This window comes from uncultured Granulicatella sp., from assembly GCF_963521425.1.
Classification (GTDB): domain Bacteria; phylum Bacillota; class Bacilli; order Lactobacillales; family Aerococcaceae; genus Granulicatella.
The window spans coordinates 21,917-41,086 of the sequence record NZ_CAUQUN010000016.1; the positions used below are offsets into that span (position 1 = coordinate 21,917).

Below are 19,170 nucleotides of genomic sequence, written 5' to 3' on the forward strand. Positions count from 1 at the left end.
CTAATTTCTAGCTTTTTTATAAGGTTCAACATGAATATCGATAAAATTGATTCCGAAGTTGTCAGCAAGTTCTATTTCGATTTCTTCTGTTATTTCATGACTTCTCCAAACTGTTAAATTAGGATCCATACAAACCGTTAAATCTAAATAAATATTAGAACCATATCGTCTAGCTTTTAATTCTTCAATACTTTTAACTTCCGGGTGGGAAAGTATCAGAGGTTTATATTCTTTCATTTCTTCTGGTTCAAATCCATCGGTTAATTGGAAGGTACTTTCGCTGAAAACATCATAAGCGGTTTTTAAAATCATAATGCCAACAATAAAAGCCATTACTCCATCTAACCATGAGATTCCTAAACTTGCTGCAAAAATGGCAATGGAAGTAGAAATACTTGTTAAAGCATCACTGTAATTATCCTTTGCTGCAGCTTTTAGCCCAAGGGAATTTATTTTTTTAGCTAGTGAATCGTTAAAACGATAAACTCCATACATCATGATACCAGAAATAAATCCTACTATAGCTGTAATGAGTGATGGAAGTTCTGGATTTGGATTCATGATAGTATGCGAAGCATTTCTAATAACTTCTATGCCGATAATACACATAATAAAAGAAGTAATAAGACTCGCTAGAGTTTCAAATTTCCAATGTCCATAAGGGTGATTTTTATCTGCGGGTTTTTGAGAAATTTTTAAACCAGCAAATACTAGAAGTGAAGATAAAACATCTGTTAAGTTATTTAATCCGTCTGAAAATAGGGCTTGAGAAAAAAATAATTTTCCAAATAGTAATTTGCTACTTGAAAGAATGATGTAAGTGATAATGCTTAGAATTGCACCTTTTTCAGCTTGTTTTAAACGTTGAGTAGCATTCATTTTATTCCCTCAATTCTTTAAAAGTTATTAAAAGAGTATATCAAAAATTTTAAAAAATACAAAGCGAAAGTTATTTTAATAGTTTTAGAATGAAAAATATTGTGAAAATGAATAAATAAATCCTTTGTTTTTACTATCTCTATTGGCATTCTTTTGGTATAATAAAAACAATTGAAACGAAAGAGAGTGAAGTAAATGGCAACAGCATTAATTGTATATGCTAGTTTAACAGGGAACACAGAAGAAATTGCAGATATTTTAGCAGAATCATTAGAAGAACAAGGAGTAGAAGTAGATATTAAAGAATGTACTTCCGCTACAGCAGATGAATTTCATGACTATGATATTTGTGTAGTCGCAACTTACACTTATGGTACAGATGGTGATTTACCAGATGAAATCGTTGATTTTTATGAAGAATTAGAAGAAGAAGATTTATCAGGAAAAATTTATGGTGCTTTAGGATCAGGGGATACTTTCTATGATAAATTCTGTCAATCAGTATTAGATTTTGATGAACAATTTTCTAAGACTGGTGCTACAAAAGGTGCAGAAAATGTATTAGTTGATTTAAATGCGGAAGAAGAAGATGTGAAAAATATCGAAGCTTTTGCGAAAAGTTTAGTAGAAAAATTAGGATAAAAGAGAAGGTAACAGTTTGGAAAAGAACTGTTACTTTTATTTATGGAGAAAAAGATGTATCAGACAATTGAAGGGATTGCGGAATATTTAGAAGTAGATATTGCGTATGTGTTATATTTAATTCGTGAAAAGCAAATTTCTACAATTACAGTAGACGATGAAGTCCTTATTAATCGATCTCAATTTGCCTTTTTTTTGAAGCAACGTCAAAAAATGATTGAAGAATATCAGAAATACTTAGATGAACCGATTCCGGAAGATATTGATATTAAGGATGAGGATTAAAAGAGGTGTTGTATGAAAGAAAAAAAGGTTTCGAACTATGAATTGTTTTTTGATTTAGTGTTTGTGCTTGCGACAAGTGGGCTAGTAGGAATTTTACATTCTACTCCTGAACATATCTTAAGTTTTGAAAGGATTTTAAGTTTTGTCGTTTCTACTTTATCTATTTGGCATGTTTGGCTATTGGAAAATTCATATTTAAATCGTTATAGTAAGCGAGATAAAAATGACGTTTTTACGATTATCGCAGCCATGCTTGTGTTAGGAAATATGGTTTCATTATTTAGTACACAGTTGGAAACGGGGATTGTTTCTTTTAATGGGTTTTCTATTCCGGTTTATATTTATTATAATACTTTAATGATTATTACGATGGGAATTATTTTTTTACAGTATCAATTACATATTCGAGAGTATCATCAGTGTACGAGTGATATGATCATTCAAATGAAACAGGTTGTAATAGCAATTGTGATTGTAATTGTTTCTACAATAATTGCTTTCTTTTCACCAGAGTCGATAAAGAGTTATATCTATTTTATTGGGTATAGTATTTGTTATATTTATCCCAATTTTATGATTAAGAAAATGAAATATCCATATATGAATTTTCCACATTTAGTGGAACGAATGCAATTAATTACGATTTTAACAGTGGGAGAACTGGTTATTGCGATTATTAAAACGTATCCATTGTCAGAACATTTTCTTTTGTCAATCGTTACATTTATAATGGTTGGGTTTTTATTCGTTTTTTATGTTTATCAAACAGCGATTCGAATGAATCATCATCAAGAAGTTGCAGGAGCACCGTTAGTCTATTTACATATTGCTATTTTAATTGCTATCAACATGATAACGGCTGGAGTTGAGATGTATTATGAGGGGCATTTATTAAATATAGGAGTTTCAATGATTCTAATTGGAATTACGGTTTTTTATTTATGTTTATTTGGAACAACGAGGTATAACAAAGTGGAAGTGCAATTAACGAGGAAAATTGTAAAAGGCTATATACTGGTATATTTGATTTGTACAACACTTGCTATCATCTTTAACAGAAATACAGAAATTTTTTATTTAGTTTTGGCGATACAGACCATTTTAATGATTTTTATTTCAGAAGATAATAGAAGAGTAGAAGACTAAAAAGATGTATTAGACAATTGAATGAATTGTGTAAGTGTTATATTTAATTCGCAAAGAAAATTTCTACGATTACAGTGGATGATGAAGTCCTCATTATGAAGTGACCCCAAAAAGTCTAAGTTTTTGGGGTCACTTTGCTTTAAATTATACTTTTTTCTTAAACATTTGATACAAGTAGGTATTGCTTGTGAGTAATTTTTATCAAAAAATTTCATAGAGTAGCTCCCTAGAATCATGGAAAAGTAGTAAAAATAGTTGTTATCCTAGTTGATTAAAAAAATCCCTGATTTCCTCATCTTTTATAAAATAATATATAATTTTCCCCTCTCTTCTAGTGCCCAAGATGTTTTGATTGGCTAGTTTACGAAGATGGTGGGAAGTAGATGCCATACTGAGATTTAGTAAACAGGCTATATCACAGACACAGAGTTCTTCAACAGCAAGGAGATAAAAGATGATATTTATCTGTTTATTATCGGTAAACTTTGATAAAATACGAAGTGATTTTTGGACTTTTTCCTTTTCAAGGTAGTTCGTTGCGGTTGTAACATTTTGTTGATTTATAACATTCACTTGGCAGATACTATCTTTTTTCATAATATTTTCTCCTAGCCTAATATAGTCCATAGTATGTCAAAACTGTTATTTTCAATCAGGATATATATCCCCAATCCTAAATAAACAACGGCAATAAACCATCTGCTATATTTTTCCAAAGTTTCTCCAACAGAAGGGACTTGTGCCAATTTTTGGGCAGAAAAAACCAAGAGATAAATCATGACTAGAAAGGTAAGTAAAGCTACTATCAAATTTGCTAAATTTAAGGTAGTAAAATATGGAACAAAGACACCAATATTGTCAGCACCACAACTTGCAAAAGTAATCATAGCGACTAGAAATATCAGGTTTTTATTATCTTTGCGCAAACCTTCTTTGGCAATAGCTTCTCCATCAGAATCTCCTAAAAGCAAAACTTTGAGACCTAGGAAAATTGGAATCAAACCGAGTAAACCTAAAATCTCTTTACTAGGAATATAATTTAAGACAAATGCAAAAAGCAAACTTAGCAATATTAGACTAACAGAGCCTAGAAATTGTCCTAAATAGATGTTAATGATGTCTTTTCTGCTTTTTCTTTTGGCAAAAAATAACATTAGGATAATAAGTAAGTCTACGGCTGTCCCAGAATACAGGATTATTGAAGTAACAACATTTTGAACCATAAAACACCTCATTCAAATATATTTTTGAATGTATTTTAATATTAAACTTTGTAGATGTCAACCATCAACTCCACCAAGATATAGATAAGAAGTTGGTGTACCAAATATTAAAAAGCCCTGCCATCGAAATGATAGCAGGGCTTAACTTCAATATCTAAATGATATATTTATCTAAAAAGATAGAGTAAATCAATTATTTTAAGTAAGCAGCAGCTTGTGCTCCAGCTTGACGTCCGAAGATGATGATATCAGCTACAGCGTTACCACCAATACGGTTAGCACCGTGAACTCCACCAGTTACTTCACCAGCAGCGTATAATCCGTTAATAACTGAACCGTCTTCTTTTAATACTTGAGCGTTTGTATTAATTTTCAAACCACCCATTGTATGGTGAATACCGGGTGCGATTTTGATTGCGTGGAATGGACCTGTTGTTAGGTCGTGATCCATAGCAGTTGAACGACCAAATTCGCTATCTTTTTTATCAGCAACAGCTTTGTTCCAAGCTTCTAAAGTTGCTTTTAAGTTTTCAGCAGGTACACCAATTTCTTTTGCTAAACCTTCTACAGTATCAGCAGTTTTTACTAAACCACGTTTTTCGTAGAATTTAACAGCTTTAGCGCGATCAGTTAATGCATTATCTAAAATTAAGTATGCATATTTTTCTGGTAATCCGATAATTGCTTGAGATACTTTATCACGAGTTTCCATTTCATTGAAGAAACGTTTACCGTCTTGGTTAACAAGGATTGCACCTTCACCACGAACTGATTCAGAAATTAATGTTGAAGTTGATTGTTCAACAGTAGGGTGGATTTGGATTTCTCCCATGTCTACAGTTGCAGCGCCGATTTCTTTGGCTAATACAACACCGTCACCAGTTGAACCTTTTTGGTTTGTTGTTACAAATCCGTTTAATTCAGGTTTGTATTCAGTTACCATTTCCATATTTGCACCGAAACCACCAGTTGTTAAAACAACAGCGTTTGAAGCAATTGTTTTTTCTTGGCCATCGATAGAAACGTTAACACCAGTAACTTTACCATCTTTTTCGTTTACTTTGTTTACAACAGCATTTACGAAAACTGGGATTTCACGTTCTGAAGCATTACGTAATAATCCAGCTACTAAGTATTCACCTACAGCTGAACCATCAGCAGGACGGTGAGTACGTTTTTCACTCATACCACCAGTAGTTGTTAAGTTACTTAATGTAATTCCCATAGAATCTAACCAATCAATGGCTGAAGCAGAGTTGTCTACTAAGTAGTGTAATAATTCAGGATTGTTTGTTCCATGTCCACCTTTTAAAGATTCCTCGTAGAATTTATCGTTTGAATCTTTAATACCTTCAGCTTCTTGGAATTTAGTTTGAGAGGCATTCATTCCTGCAGAAGATTTAGTTGTATTTCCTCCTGCTGTTGCCATTTTTTCTAAGATAACTGGGTTTTTACCAGCTTCTTTAGCTTGGATAGCAGCTGATAAACCAGCACCACCAGAACCAACGATTACAACATCATAGCTGTCTTTTAATGTTGAAGGATCAGCATATTTTTGAGCAGATGCACTTGCAACAGCTTCTGTTTTAGTCGTCTCCTTTGTTGTTTTTGTAGTACTACTATTTCCGCAAGCAGATAATAATAGAACTGAGGCGAAGGCTAAACTAGCCATAAGACTTTTTTTCATCTCTATTCTCCTTTTTGTGAAAAAATTTTTTTGCCTTAAATATCCTACCATAATTTTCATAAATTTACAATATTTTACAAAATTGTTACAAGAAATATTTCATTTCAAAAAAAGTTGTTGACAATTGATTTGAATCAGTGCATAATAACGACATCAAGCGAAAAGGAGTTAGGAACATGAACCAAGTATTAGTATTACAATTAAATACTCGTTGGCAAAGCCACTAGATACAGGTTGTTCTTAACGTACATTTTGTACATATAGATACAACCTTCATTGACGTGAAATTGTATCTATGTGGAATTTTAAACATGAATGAACTCGACCACGTAGATCTAATAAAATAGAACCTACGTGGTCTTTTTGTATCAATAAAGAGACCAAAAGTGGTCTCTTTTTCTTTTTCGAGTTCATTTAAAAAAGATTTAATTACATTGGAGGAATTTATTATGAAAAAAAATAAAGGAATTTTAGGATTTGCATTAGTATTATTAGTAGTATTGTTAGGGTCGTTAATTTACAATACAGTACAAAAATCATCTCAAAAAGCAACAAATACACAACAAGCAGCACAAACAACAACACAAGATAAAAAGGTTAAATTAGGGGTATTACAATTATTAAGCCATCCAGCATTAGATGCAATTTATCAAGGGATTCAAGATGAATTAGCTAAAGAAGGTTATGAAATAGGGAAAAACTTAGAAATTGATTTCCAAAATGCACAAGGTGATCAAAGTAACTTAGCATCTATGAGTGAAAAATTAGTTTCTAACAAAAATGACGTAATTGTTGGAATTACAACTCCTGCAACATTATCATTAGCAAATGTTACAAAAGATATTCCAATTGTAATGGGTGGGATTACTTATCCAGTAGAAGCAGGATTAATTAAAGATGAGAAAAAACCAGGAAACAATATTACAGGAGTTAGTGATCGTACACCAATTAAACAACAATTAGAAATTATGAAACAAGTTGTTCCAACATTAAAAACAGTTGGTATTTTATATACATCAAGTGAAGATAACTCAGTAAAACAAGCTAAACAAGCAGAAGAAGATGCTAAAGCTTTAGGATTAGAAGTAAAAGTAGCAACAATTGCAAATACAAACGATATTCAACAAGTAACAGAAAGTTTAGCAAGCCAAGTAGAAGCCATCTTTGTTCCAATTGACAATACAATTGCTAGTGCAATGGCAACAGTTGTAAAAGCAACAGATGCTAAGAAAATTCCAGTATTCCCATCTGCAGATACAATGGTTGCTGACGGTGGAGTGTTAGGTTTAGGAGTTGACCAATATCAAATCGGTGTAGAAACAGCTAAAATGGTAGTAGAAGTATTAAAAGGTGCTAAACCAGCAGATACACCAATTAAATTAGCAAATGAAGGTGTCATCTACTTAAATGAAGAAAAAGCGAAAGAATTAGGAATTACAATTCCAGCAGATATTGCTCAAAAAGCACAAAAAGTTACTGCTAAAAAATAATTTCAATAAAAAGTCTAGAGAGTTAAACATTATTGTTGAGGGAGAGTAGAAAAGTGCTCTTTCCTCAATGATTTTACAAAATAAATGACATATAATGATAGCTAATACCGCTTAGATAGGGTATAGTTATTTAAAAGTTTTTTATACATATATATTTAATAGAAAAGGAAGAAAAATATGGATTTAGTTATTTCAGCGATTTCTCAAGGGATACTTTGGGGAATTTTATCATTAGGGTTATTTATTAGTTTTCGAATTTTAAATATTGCAGATATGACAACAGAAGGAAGCTTTCCGTTAGGAGCAGCAACTTGTGTTATGTGTATTCAACATGGTGTACATCCTCTTTTAGCGACATTTATTGCGATGTTTGTAGGCGCCTTAGCAGGGTATGTCACAGGATTTTTAATTACTGTATGTAAATTACCTAGTTTATTAGCTGGAATTTTAACAATGACAGGGTTATTATCTGTGAATTTAAGAATTATGGGTCGTCCAAATTTATCCTTATTAAATTATAAAACGATTTTTAGTTTTTTAGAGGGAATGGAATTACCGAAGTATTTTGATATTATTTTAATCGGAGTTGTATTTGTAGGAATTTTAATCGTAGCGATGTATGTTTTTTTTGCAACTGAAATCGGTCAAGCATTAATTGCTACAGGGGATAATGAAAAAATGGCCATTTCACTTGGAATTAACACAAATCAAATGACAGTATTTGGTTTAATGTTATCGAATGCGTTAATTGCAATGGCGGGAGCTGTTTTAGCCCAAAATAATGGTTATGCAGATGTGAACTCTGGTTTAGGAACAATTGTTATTGCCTTAGCAGCCATTATTATTGGAGAAGTGATTTTTGCAGATGAATCATTTGTCGGAAGATTAGTTTGTATTATTTTTGGTTCGATTATTTATCGTTTATTACAAGCATCTATTTTACGATTAAATATTTTTGATCCAAATGATTTCAAATTATTATCTGCAGCGTTAATCGCTATTTGTTTAACGATTCCACAAATCAAACAAGCAATTTATAAGATGAGTCACCGTAAAAGTGTACAATAGGAGGTAGAAGATGGATATTAGAATTGAAAATGTTCATAAAACATTTTACCCAAATACAAATAGAAGTCATGATGCATTAATTGATATTAACTTAACCATTCATAAAGGCGATTTTATTACAATTGTTGGGGGGAATGGTGCGGGGAAATCAACCTTTTTAAATGCTATTTCAGGAAGTTTTCCATTAGATAAAGGACATATTTATATGGGGGAAGCAGCAGTTGAACAAACAGCTGAATACGAAAGGGCGAAATATATTAGTCGTGTTTATCAAAATCCATTACAAGGAACAGCCCCTCGTATGACAGTTGCTGAAAATCTTTCTTTAGCTTTAAGAAGAGGACTAAAACGTGGATTGAAAAAAGGATATACAGTAGAAGAATTAGAACAATTTAAAGCATTATTAACTCCTTTACAATTAGGGTTAGAAGAACGATTAGATGCAGAAATTGGATTATTATCTGGTGGACAAAGACAGGCAGTTTCATTATTAATGGCAACATTACGAACTCCTGAATTATTATTACTAGATGAACATACTGCTGCATTGGATCCAAAAACACAAAGAAAAATTATGCAACTAACAAAGGAAATTATTGAAGAAAAACAATTAACAGCTTTAATGATTACGCATAATTTATCGGATGCATTAAGATATGGAAATCGTTTAATGATGATGCATCGTGGAAAAATTATTCAAGTTTTCGAAAAAGAAGAAAAAGATGCATTAACAGAAGAAAAATTATATCAATTAATGGCAGAATTAGACGAAGCAGATTTCAATCAAGAAGTTTAACAAGATAAAGGCAGACATTTGTAATAAATGTCTGCTTTTTTACTGAAATTTTATTTGATTTTAGATTTACAGTTTTTATTCTAATGGAATTTGGTATAATGGAAATAATTAGAAATTGAAAGGAAGTTTTAAAGTGGGGTTGTTTAATAGTAAACAATTTGGGAAGAGTAGTTATATTGCAATAGGTGCTATTATTGGAATACTTGTTGGAACAACGGTTAGTTTATTCCGTTTATTTCTTGGAAAAACATTAGAAGGAGTGATTGTTGTTTATTCTTATTTACAAGAATCTCCTCAGTGGATTCCATTGTGGATTATTTTTTCTATGGTTATGGCAGTGATTTTAGGTCAAATCGTAAAAAGCGATCCAGATATTAAGGGAAGCGGGATTCCTCAAGTAGAACTACAATTACAAGGCAAGATGGATATGAATTGGTGGTCTGTTTGCTGGAAAAAATTTGTGGCAGGATCTATTTCGATTGGTTCAGGATTATTATTGGGGAGAGAGGGTCCTTCTATTCAATTAGGAGCTTCTGTTGCTCAAGGTGTAGCTGAAGGATTAAAGAGTAATCGAGTTCAAAAAAATATATTTATTTCAAGTGGTGCCGGAGCAGGATTAGCAGCAGCATTTAATGCTCCAATTGCTGGTTTAATGTTTGTGTTAGAAGAAGTTCATCATACATTTAGTCCATTAGTAGCTTTAACTACACTAACAGCTGCAATCGTTTCGAATTTTGTATCGTTAAATATTTTTGGAGCAAGACCGTCTTTAAATTTAGGTAATGACCAATTATTTCCAATGACACACTATGGGTATGTGATTGTATTAGGAATTATTTTAGGATTATTTGGTTGGGTATATCATCATTATACTTTACAATTACCAGCTATTTATGGAAAGTTATTTCCTTTTATACCTAATTATTACTATTGTATCGTTGCTTTTATAGCGATTATTCCACTAGGATTATGGAATCCCCATGTCTTAGGTGGAGGTGGAGAAATGATTTTAGAATTGCTTCAAGAAAATCATACCGTTCAATTTTTAGCGTTCTTATTTATTCTTCGTTTATTTTATTCAATGCTTTCTTATGGAACAGGATTGCCAGGTGGGATTTTCCTTCCAATTCTTTCTCTAGGTGCATTATTAGGATTAGTCTATGCAGAAATTTTAATTCAATTTTTCGGAGTAGATCCTAGTTTAAGAGTAAGTTTTGTTTTCTTTGCAATGGCAGGGTATTTTTCAGCAATTGGGAAAGCACCTTTAACAGCTTTATTATTAGTAACAGAAATGGTTGGAGGATTAAACCAATTAATGCCATTAGGAATTTGTACATTAACAGCTTACATTGTAGCTGATTTCTTGAAAATGGGCCCTATTTATGAAATTTTAGCGGAACGATTAGATTCTGAACATCCACATGACAGAAAAGGAAAACGAACTACATTTGAAGTACCGATTATGGTAGAAAGTCCACTAGTTGGGAAAATGATTCGTGATATTCCTTGGCCAAAAGATATTGTTATTGCGACAGTCAGAAGGGGAGCAAAAGAAGAAATTACTCGTGGTGATACAATTATGCGACCTGGAGATATCCTTATTGTCGTTTGTGATGAAGGATTAGTTGGCGAAAGATTTGAAACAATAACACAATTATCCAAGGAATTACCGTTTTCTTAAACTTTGTGGTATACTTCCTATGATAAATGGAAATGAAGGGGGATAGAAGGAAATGACTGAACATAACCTAAGTCCACAAAATGATGACTTAAAGGAATTTGGAGATTCATTTGCAAAATATTCACGTAAAAATACTAGTTGGCTTTATTTATTATTCATCATCATTGTATTATTTGGTGTCGTTTATTTATTTAATACGGTATCTAAGCGGACAAAAACTCCAATTGAGGCTTATCGAGAAGAGTTTATTCAATTAAAAGAGCAAATTCAACAGCAAGAAAAGAAAATTGAACAATTAGAGCAACAAATTAAACAATTATCTGAAAAACCATAACGTTTTTGATGAAAAGAGTGAAAATTTTTCGTATTTTTTCACTCTTTTCATTATTTTATTAAGGAATCATTTGAGAGGTTTTCTAAATTTGTTCGGAAATAGACTTGTAAAAGGCTTACAATCATGCTATACTGACTATAGTGTTTTTGTTAGGGATATAAATGGGTTTTAAGAGCTCCTTTTTGAACCACAGGCAGAAATATGAATAACCGTGCTTTTGGCACAAGGAGGAAAATGTTCATGGAACAAGGTAAAGTAAAATGGTTTAACGCAGAAAAAGGGTTTGGATTTATCGAACGCGAAGACGGAAGTGACGTATTCGTACACTTTTCAGCTATCCAATCTGAAGGATACAAATCATTAGACGAAGGTCAAGCTGTTGAATTCGAAGTTGAAGAAGGCGCACGCGGTCCTCAAGCAGCTAATGTTGTAAAACTATAATTTTATCATTTAAGAAGAGGCTAGGAATTTCCTAGCCTCTATTTTTTGTTTCAGGAGTATGTTGTTGAAATAATAATTTTGACAGTCTTTCTAATTCGGTCTACAATAGGACTATTCTATAAAGAGGTGGTAACATGAAGGAAAGAACAGAAGTTCCAGTAGAGCAAACATGGGATTTATCATTATTATTCAAAACAGAAGAGGATTATAAAAAATCTATTGAATTGTATAAGCAATTAGTAGAAGTTTTTTGTAAAAAATTCGAAAATCAATTAAGTACAGTAGAAACCATTCAACAAAGTTTAGCGGATTATCGTGAAATTTTAGAATTACGTGGAAAGATTGTTCAATATGCAAGTTTAGCAGTTAATGCAAATACAAAAGATAGAGAAGCACAAAATCGTTTAGCACAAACTAGAAAAGTAGTTGCAGAATGCGATGCAAAATTAAGTTTCTTCTCTCCAGAATTAAGCCAATTAGGGGAAGATTTATTAGCAGAAGCTTCCAAAAATCCGGAAAACAGTATTTATCTGGAAAGATTATTAGAAGATAAACAACATTTATTATCAAAAGAGGTAGAATCTGTATTAGCAGCATTAGGAAATACATTAGATTTCCCTTATCAAAACTACAATGATATAAAATTCAAAGATATTCAATTCCCTAATTTTGAAGTAGACGGAAAAGAATTTGAAATGACATACAATAGCTTTGAAAAACGTTTAGAGTCTGATGAAGATACAATTGTAAGACGGAAAGCTTTTGAAGTATTTTCGAATACATTACGTAAATATGAACATAGTACGGCTTCTGCATATAATGCTCAAGTTCAAAAAGAAAAAACAATGGCTACTTTAAGAGGATTTGATTCAGTCGTTGATTATTTATTAGATCGCCAAAAAGTTTCTAGAGAATTATATAATCGTCAAATTGATTTAATTATGGAACATTTAGCGCCGATTATGAGAAGCTATGCTGGGTTAATTGGAAAAATTTATCAGTTAGATGAAGTACGTTATGAAGATTTAAAATTAGAAATAGATCCTCATTTTGCACCAAAAGTAAGCTATGAAGAAGCAAAAACATATATTTTAGATGGGTTAAAACCATTAGGTGAGTCTTATCTATCTATTATGAAGAGAGCCTTTGATGAAAGATGGATTGATTATGCTGAAACTATTGGAAAACGTACAGGAGCATTTTGTGCGTCCCCTTATGGAGCAAACTCATTTATTTTAATGTTCTTTACAGAAAGTATGAATGATGTGATGACATTAGCACACGAATTAGGACATGCTGGACATTTCCAATTAGCACATCAACATCAAAATATTCAATTATCTAGACCATCAATGTATTTTGTTGAAGCACCATCTACTGCTAATGAGTTATTAGTGGAAAATTATTTATTACAAAATGCAACAGATGCTAGAATGAAACGTTGGATTATTTCGCAAATAATTGGTAAAACTTATTACCATAATTTTGTGACGCATTTATTAGAAGCACACTATCAAAGAGAAGTGTATCGATTAGTCGATGAAGGTAAAAATTTAGATGCAGAAACATTAAACCAAATTTATCGTCAAACATTGGAACAATTCTGGGGAGATTCTGTAGTATTAACAGAAGGTGCGGAATTAACTTGGATGAGACAACCGCATTATTATATGGGATTATATTCTTATACTTATTCTGCAGGATTAACAATCGGAACTCAAGTTGCTAAAATGATTCAAGAGAATCCTGAAAAAGCTACTAATTGGGTTGAAGTTCTAAAAATGGGTGGTTCTAAAACTGCAGAAGAGCTTGCTAAGGCTGCAGGGGTAGATGTTTCTACAGATGAGCCATTGAGAAATACAATTGAGACAATTGGAGAATACGTACAAGAATTGATTCTTTTAACGAATAGACTTGACTAGAGTAGTACTAAGACGCCAGCAGCCCTTGCGGCCTCATGGCTAAAATTTGAGCCTAAGGTCTCAAATTTTCTTGCAATAGAATCTGTGGTACAGATTCTATTGCTCGTACTACGGCGTCAGGTCTTTCGTTATTTACGTGAATAGATGAGGGAGCGTTAAAGAGGAGACTTGACTAGGATAGTAATAGGACGCCAGTAGCCTCACTGTGTGAGTCTCTTGTTCGTACTACAGTATTCTGTTAGAAGCTAAAAAAGAGTTAGAGGACATCCTCTAACTCTTTTTGTAATCTCTATTTTTGTACCCAACAACGTCCGTCTTGAGCTAATAAGTCAAAACTTTCTTGTGGTCCAGATGAACCTGCAGGATAATTAGGAAATTGTACAGATGCCTCATTATCCCATGCTTGACGAATACGATCCACAAATTTCCATGATGCAGCAACCTCTTCCCAATGCGTGAAGTTAGTCATATCGCCTTCCATACAGTCTAAAATTAAACGTTCATAAGCTTCTGGACTATTTAAACCAAAATTCTTATCAAAGATTTTTTCTAAATGACTTGTTTGTAATCCATATGAATTTCCAACTGCTTTTGAATTGATAACAAAGCAGAAGCCTTCTTTAGGAGTAATATGAATAGAAATTCGATTTGAAGGGCATTTTCCTTTTGTTTCGGCTTCGAATAGTGGAGAATCTGCTTCTTTAAACACAATATCAATCACAGTTGTTTTAGAATCTAAGCTCTTACCTGTACGAACATAAAATGGAACATCTTTCCAACGTTCATTATCGATAAAGACTTTACCAGCCACATAAGTTTCCATATTAGAATCATCCGAAACATTTTGATCTTGACGGTATCCAGGTAAGTTACCATCTAAAGAAGGGCCATATTGACCTCGTACAAAATTTTTGGAAACTTCTTCAGGAGAATAGTGACGTAATTGTTCTAATACATTAATTTTATTTTGACGAACTGCTTCAAATGATTGAGGTGGTTCCATAGCGACTAATGCTAAAATTTGTAAAATATGGTTTTGAACCATATCTCGTAAAGCACCACTTGTTTCATAATAACCACCACGTTCCTCAACTCCAACTTGTTCAGCTAGTGTAATTTGAACATTGTCAATGTGATTGCGATTCCACATTGTTTCAAATACACGGTTTGCAAAACGAACAGCAGTAATGTTTTGAATCATTTCTTTTCCTAAATAGTGGTCGATACGATAAATTTGATTTTCATCAAAAGAATGACGTAATTGTTCGTTTAAAATTTGAGCAGATTCATAATCTTTTCCAAATGGTTTTTCAATAATTAAACGATTATAACCTTTCTCTGTTAATAAAGATTCATCTTTTAAATGTTGAGTAATTGTTCCAAAAAATGAAGGAGCCATTGCTAAATAGAAAATTCTGTTTCCTTCGATGCCATATTGTTGGTCTAATTTTTCAGATAATTCTTTTAATACAACATAATGATGAGTATCAGTAACATTATGTGCTTGATAGTAGAAGTGACTAGCGAATTCTTCTGCTTGAGTTACATCTTCTGTTAAACTTTGGACAGATTTCACAACAACTTCGCGAAAATGTTCATCGGTCCATTCGCGTCGAGCTGTACCAATTACCGCAAAATGATTGCGGATAAATCCTTTTTGAAATAAACGAAATAGTGCTGGGTATAATTTACGACTTGCTAAATCACCTGTTGCACCAAAAAAAGTAATCAATACTTTTTGTTCTTGCATAATGAATGCCTCCTAGTTCAGATTTCTTTTCCAGTGTAAAATATAAAGGTAAAAAAGTCTAATAATTAAACTGAAAATAAAATTAAATTTTGTAAATGAAAGATAGTGCTGAAATAAAGGGCATTTCTTGCATGTATGAAGTAAAATGTGTTAGATTAAACACAATAGTTCAATTTGTAGGAGTGTATCAAATGACAATAAAAGAATTTTTGAGGTTAACGATTTTTAATCCAAGGCAATTATGGAAAATTATTGAAAAGCCAATGAAATCTTCAAAACGTGTGTTTTTCTTATTAACTCTATTATTAATGTTACCAGGTATGATTCAAATGAGTGCATTGTTTCATTCTTTAGGGCAGGATTTAATAGAGATTAGTAATCAATTACCAGAATTTGAAGTGAAAAATCAGCAATTAATCACTCAAGAAAAAAATAAAGGATTTGTTTATAAAACAGATAGTTTGATATTTGTTTTTGATGAAAGTGGAAAGACAACTAGTGAAGATTTATTAAATGAAACCTCTTCAACAGTTCCTGTATTTGCCTTATTGAAAGATGGATTTTATTTAGAAACAAATATTAATCATCAAAAAATTGAGTTAAGTCAGTTAGAAAATATGAATAAATCATTTTTCAAAGATATTGCTAAGACTTTCCAACAAAACATTTGGTTAAGTTTACTCATTGTTTTTGTAATGTATTTTCTTTTTAATACTGTTTATTTATTCATTATTCTATGGGTAGTTTCTTTTATAGTAAAAGTAATGGCTGTATTATTTATGAAAGTATATATTCGATTCCCAAAACCGATTGGTTGGCAAGTAGTTCTAGGTGCAGCTGTCTTACCTGTATTAATTTATACATTCATTGATCTGTTAGGAATTCGTTTTATTGGACCTGGGGAGTTTATCTTTTTAGCAACTTCCTTTAATTGGGTTTTAGGAATTCGAGAATTTTTAAAAAATAATCGACCATCATAAAAAAACTGGAGAATTTTTAGTTCTCCAGTTTTTACTCTTTATTTAGAATTTTTCTTTCTTGCAGATTGACGATTTTGCTTTTTACGTTCAATTCTTTGTTTTTGTTTTATTTCATGAGTTAGTTTTTTCTTGTATCCAGGTTTGACATGTTTTTTCGCTTTTTTAATCATACCTTTTAAGCGAGGATCTAAGTCAGAAGTTTGGGTATTTTTTCTTTTTTCACGGCGAGAACGGTCATAACTTTCAACTAATTCACCATTTTTTAATTCCATTGTTTCAAAAGAGATTCCTTTTGCTTCAAGCGTTTGGATGGCTTGTTCTTGGTTAGGAGTGTAGAAAGTAATCGCTTGTCCTGCTAAACCATTTCGACCCGTACGACCGACACGGTGAATGAAAAATTCTAATTCAGTAGGAATTTCTAAATTAATAACATGAGAAACTCCTTCAATATCAATCCCTCGAGCAGCTAAATCTGTTGCTACTACATATTGATATTCCATTTGTTGAATTTGCTTCATCACACGACGACGCTCACGAGCAGGGATATCTCCATGAATGGTTGCAACTTTTAAACTTTTCTCACGTAAAAAGGCTGTAACTTCGTCAGCTTTTTGTTTTGTATTGACGAAAATTAACATTAAGTAAGGATGTCCTAAAGTAATCAATTCAAATAATACTTCTAATGGATTTTGTGTTTTCGTCACTAATAATTGATTCGTAATCGTTGGTGAAACTAATTGTTTATTTTCTACATGAATAATTTTTGGGTTTCCAAGATATTTTTTAAGGAATGGTTTAATTTTATCTGGAATTGTTGCAGAAAATACTGACATTTGTAAATCTTTCGGCATTCTAGAAGCAATTTCATCGACGGTTTCTAAAAATCCTAAGTCAAAAGTCATATCAGCTTCATCGACAACCATCATTGTTGCCGTTTGAACAAGTAGGGCATTTTCTCGCATTAAATCGAAAATTCGTCCTGGAGTTCCAATGACAATATGAGGAGCAGTTTGTTGTAATTTTTGAACTTGGCGAAGCTTGTCTGTTCCCCCAACACATTTTTCTAAAAGAATAGGAGTAGGAGCTTCTTCAATTAATTGAGAAGTTACTCGTACTAATTGTTCAGCTAATTCACGACTTGGGACGGTAATGACTAATTGTAATTCTTGTTTATCTGGATCAATTTTATGAATGAGTGGTAATAAGAAACTGTGACTTTTTCCACTTCCTGTTTGGGATTGACCAATCACAGATTCTCCTTTTAATAATAGAGGAATAATTTTTTCTTGAATTTTAGTTGGAGTAGAAAATGATAATTTTTCTAATGCCTGTTGTAAAAATGGTTGTAATTGATAATCTGTAAATTTCATGTTTTCATCTCTTTTCTATAATCTAATTTGAAGCGTTGTTATTATACCATAGTTTTTAAGGATTTAAAAAAGAGAACCGTTAAATAATAGAAAAATCATAAAAAGTAAGCAAAAAAATTGCGTTTACATATGAAAGAGTGTTATCCTTTAAATATCAAACAGTACGTATAACTGTACTATATAGGAGGAATTAATTATGACTTATGAATTACCAAAATTAGCGTATGAGTTCTCTGCATTAGAACCTCACGTGGATGCTTTAACAATGGAAATCCACCATGACAAGCACCACAATGCTTATGTAACAAACTTAAACGCAGCTGTAGAAAAACACCCAGCTTTATTTGAAAAAAGCGTGGAAGAATTAGTAGCAGATTTAGCATCTGTACCAGAAGATATTCGTGGAGCTGTTCGTAACAATGGTGGTGGACATGCAAACCACAGCTTATTCTGGACAGTAATTTCACCAAATGGTGGGGGTCAACCTACTGGTGAATTAGCAGCAGCAATTGATAAAAAATTCGGTGGTTTTGATGCGTTCAAACAAGCATTCTCTCAAGCAGCTGCAACTCGTTTTGGTTCAGGTTGGGCTTGGTTAGTTGTTTCAAATGGTGAATTAGAAGTAGTTTCTACTCCAAACCAAGATAACCCATTAACAGATGGTAAAACTCCAATTTTAGGATTAGATGTTTGGGAACATGCTTATTACTTAAACTACCAAAACCGTCGTCCTGATTACATTGCAGCATTTTGGAATGTAGTTGATTGGAATGAAGTAGCTCGTCGTTTTGAAGCTGCAAAATAATTTTTAAGAAATATTGATTTGTTAACTCTTTGAGATTCCAGTGGGGACTTAAAGAGTTTTTTTAGTATAGGAAAGTTTTTAATAGACTTCCCGGGATATAGTAGCTGGGGACGGCAGCAGCCCTTTCGGTCTCATGCCTAAAATTCGAGCCTTGGTCTCGAATTTTCCGGTAATAAAAGCCAAATTGGCTTTTATTGCTTTAGCTACTATGGGAAGTCTTTTTTTTGTGTCATAGGAGTTGCGAGGTTTCATGATTTTTCATTGTAGAGAAGATTAAAAATAATATTTTGTATTAATGTCGTTTAATAGACTTCCCTGGGGATAGTAGCTAGGGAAGTCAGCAAACCTGCGGTTTCATGGCTAAAATTTGAGCCTATGGTCTCGAATTTTCCCGTAATAAAAGCCAATGTGGCTTTTATTACTAGAGCTACTATGGGAAATCTTTTCCTAAAAATCGATTATTCTTGTACATCGTGACAAAATTCAAGTGAAATAAGAAAACGTAATTGACAAAGTGTCAGTTGAGTGATACCCTTTAAATAGGAGGGATAAAATGCGAGATGTGAAAGAACCGGAAGTACGACGTGCTGAAATTATGGATGCTGCAATGCTACTATTTATAGAGCAAGGGTATACTAATACAACAACTCAGGATATTGTTGACAAAGTAA

General features: G+C 32.4%; 19 protein-coding genes and 1 pseudogene. 14 read left to right on the forward strand and 6 right to left on the reverse strand.

Going from position 1 to position 19,170, the window contains the following annotated elements:
- A complete protein-coding gene (locus RWO76_RS05400; RefSeq protein WP_314354649.1) occupies nt 1-879 on the reverse strand; it encodes a cation diffusion facilitator family transporter in 879 nt (292 codons plus the stop codon).
- 195 nt (nt 880-1,074) lie between these two features.
- Between RWO76_RS05400 and RWO76_RS05405 the strand changes: the two genes are divergently transcribed.
- Genes RWO76_RS05405 through RWO76_RS05415 form a run of 3 tightly spaced genes read left to right on the forward strand, consistent with a single transcriptional unit; the run spans nt 1,075 to nt 2,952 of the window.
- Nucleotides 1,075-1,521 carry a flavodoxin gene (locus RWO76_RS05405; RefSeq protein WP_314354650.1) on the forward strand — a complete coding sequence of 149 codons (447 nt, stop codon included), beginning with the start codon at nt 1,075-1,077 and terminating at the stop codon, nt 1,519-1,521.
- 54 nt (nt 1,522-1,575) lie between these two features.
- Nucleotides 1,576-1,806 (forward strand): hypothetical protein, encoded by a 231-nt coding sequence (locus tag RWO76_RS05410; protein ID WP_314354651.1) that lies wholly within the window; start codon nt 1,576-1,578, stop codon nt 1,804-1,806.
- A 12-nt stretch (nt 1,807-1,818) separates the two neighbouring features.
- The gene (locus RWO76_RS05415) at nt 1,819-2,952 is read left to right on the forward strand and encodes a low temperature requirement protein A (protein WP_314354652.1); all 1,134 of its coding nucleotides are present in this window, start codon (nt 1,819-1,821) and stop codon (nt 2,950-2,952) included.
- Nucleotides 2,953-3,210: 258 nt separating this feature from the next.
- Here RWO76_RS05415 and cadX read toward each other — a convergent pair whose 3' ends face one another.
- A complete protein-coding gene (gene cadX / locus RWO76_RS05420; protein ID WP_314354653.1) occupies nt 3,211-3,549 on the reverse strand; it encodes a Cd(II)/Zn(II)-sensing metalloregulatory transcriptional regulator CadX in 339 nt (112 codons plus the stop codon).
- Between the two features lie 11 nt (nt 3,550-3,560).
- Nucleotides 3,561-4,175: a CadD family cadmium resistance transporter gene (locus tag RWO76_RS05425; RefSeq protein ID WP_314354654.1), complete on the reverse strand. Its 615-nt coding sequence runs from the start codon at nt 4,173-4,175 to the stop codon at nt 3,561-3,563.
- A 28-nt stretch (nt 4,176-4,203) separates the two neighbouring features.
- Here RWO76_RS05425 and RWO76_RS05430 point away from each other — a divergent pair.
- Nucleotides 4,204-4,333: pseudogene (locus tag RWO76_RS05430) on the forward strand (FanG protein).
- A gap of 35 nt (nt 4,334-4,368) precedes the next feature.
- On the opposite strand, the gene RWO76_RS05435 reads toward RWO76_RS05430, so the two are convergent.
- Nucleotides 4,369-5,862: a flavocytochrome c gene (locus RWO76_RS05435; protein WP_314354655.1), complete on the reverse strand. Its 1,494-nt coding sequence runs from the start codon at nt 5,860-5,862 to the stop codon at nt 4,369-4,371.
- Between the two features lie 449 nt (nt 5,863-6,311).
- On the opposite strand from RWO76_RS05435, the gene trpX reads away from it, so the two are divergent.
- The 7 genes from trpX to pepF all read left to right on the forward strand — a co-directional run bounded on the left by trpX (nt 6,312) and on the right by pepF (nt 13,594).
- Nucleotides 6,312-7,352, forward strand: a complete 1,041-nt coding sequence (trpX, locus tag RWO76_RS05440) for a tryptophan ABC transporter substrate-binding protein (RefSeq protein WP_314354656.1) — start codon at nt 6,312-6,314, stop codon at nt 7,350-7,352.
- A gap of 177 nt (nt 7,353-7,529) precedes the next feature.
- A complete protein-coding gene (locus tag RWO76_RS05445) occupies nt 7,530-8,420 on the forward strand; it encodes an ABC transporter permease subunit (protein WP_314354657.1) in 891 nt (296 codons plus the stop codon).
- A 10-nt stretch (nt 8,421-8,430) separates the two neighbouring features.
- Nucleotides 8,431-9,216, forward strand: a complete 786-nt coding sequence (locus RWO76_RS05450; protein ID WP_314354658.1) for an ATP-binding cassette domain-containing protein — start codon at nt 8,431-8,433, stop codon at nt 9,214-9,216.
- 133 nt (nt 9,217-9,349) lie between these two features.
- A complete protein-coding gene (locus RWO76_RS05455; RefSeq protein WP_314354659.1) occupies nt 9,350-10,897 on the forward strand; it encodes a ClC family H(+)/Cl(-) exchange transporter in 1,548 nt (515 codons plus the stop codon).
- Between the two features lie 52 nt (nt 10,898-10,949).
- Nucleotides 10,950-11,231 (forward strand): hypothetical protein, encoded by a 282-nt coding sequence (locus RWO76_RS05460; RefSeq protein WP_314354660.1) that lies wholly within the window; start codon nt 10,950-10,952, stop codon nt 11,229-11,231.
- A gap of 240 nt (nt 11,232-11,471) precedes the next feature.
- Nucleotides 11,472-11,672, forward strand: coding sequence for a cold-shock protein (locus RWO76_RS05465; protein ID WP_006703068.1), 201 nt, complete (start codon nt 11,472-11,474; stop codon nt 11,670-11,672).
- Nucleotides 11,673-11,806: 134 nt separating this feature from the next.
- Nucleotides 11,807-13,594, forward strand: coding sequence for an oligoendopeptidase F (pepF, locus tag RWO76_RS05470; RefSeq protein WP_314354661.1), 1,788 nt, complete (start codon nt 11,807-11,809; stop codon nt 13,592-13,594).
- 289 nt (nt 13,595-13,883) lie between these two features.
- Here the strand turns inward: pepF and zwf are convergent, their stop codons facing one another.
- Nucleotides 13,884-15,344: a glucose-6-phosphate dehydrogenase gene (zwf, locus tag RWO76_RS05475; RefSeq protein ID WP_314354662.1), complete on the reverse strand. Its 1,461-nt coding sequence runs from the start codon at nt 15,342-15,344 to the stop codon at nt 13,884-13,886.
- Between the two features lie 191 nt (nt 15,345-15,535).
- Between zwf and RWO76_RS05480 the strand changes: the two genes are divergently transcribed.
- Nucleotides 15,536-16,324, forward strand: a complete 789-nt coding sequence (locus RWO76_RS05480) for a DUF1189 family protein (RefSeq protein ID WP_314354663.1) — start codon at nt 15,536-15,538, stop codon at nt 16,322-16,324.
- A 38-nt stretch (nt 16,325-16,362) separates the two neighbouring features.
- Here RWO76_RS05480 and RWO76_RS05485 read toward each other — a convergent pair whose 3' ends face one another.
- Nucleotides 16,363-17,694, reverse strand: coding sequence for a DEAD/DEAH box helicase (locus tag RWO76_RS05485; protein ID WP_314354664.1), 1,332 nt, complete (start codon nt 17,692-17,694; stop codon nt 16,363-16,365).
- Between the two features lie 196 nt (nt 17,695-17,890).
- On the opposite strand from RWO76_RS05485, the gene RWO76_RS05490 reads away from it, so the two are divergent.
- Entirely contained in the window at nt 17,891-18,499 is a 609-nt protein-coding gene (locus RWO76_RS05490; RefSeq protein WP_314354665.1) for a superoxide dismutase, read from the forward strand.
- 553 nt (nt 18,500-19,052) lie between these two features.
- The coding region (locus RWO76_RS05495; protein ID WP_314354667.1) for a TetR family transcriptional regulator at nt 19,053-19,170 on the forward strand (118 nt) is incomplete at its 3' end.